The 239-nt window shown below is 46.9% G+C and carries 1 pseudogene; it reads left to right on the forward strand.

The features are described 5' to 3' along the window. Positions 1 to 200, forward strand: a pseudogene (locus tag R2R70_RS22905) (DNA topoisomerase IV subunit B); the annotation flags it as partial. Between the last annotated feature and the right edge of the window lie 39 nt (positions 201 to 239).

A 239-nucleotide genomic window follows, 5' to 3' on the forward strand; every position in this document is an offset into this window, starting at 1 on the left:
TGATCTGTGCTTTGTTTGTGAAGCATTTCGCTGCACTGGTGGATGCGGGTCATTTATTTGTGGCCATGCCGCCCTTGTATCGAGTAGATGTGGGCAAAGAAGTTCACTATGCGTTAGATGAGCCAGAGCTTGCACATATCTTAGCTAACGTACCGGGTAATAAAAAAGCTCAGATTACACGCTTTAAAGGACTTGGAGACGGGTAACTATGCCTCTACCGCAACAGGCTCTGGCAATAG

The sequence above is a fragment of the Cobetia sp. SIMBA_158 genome (assembly GCF_046566945.1).
In the GTDB taxonomy this organism is placed as follows: domain Bacteria; phylum Pseudomonadota; class Gammaproteobacteria; order Pseudomonadales; family Halomonadaceae; genus Cobetia; species Cobetia amphilecti.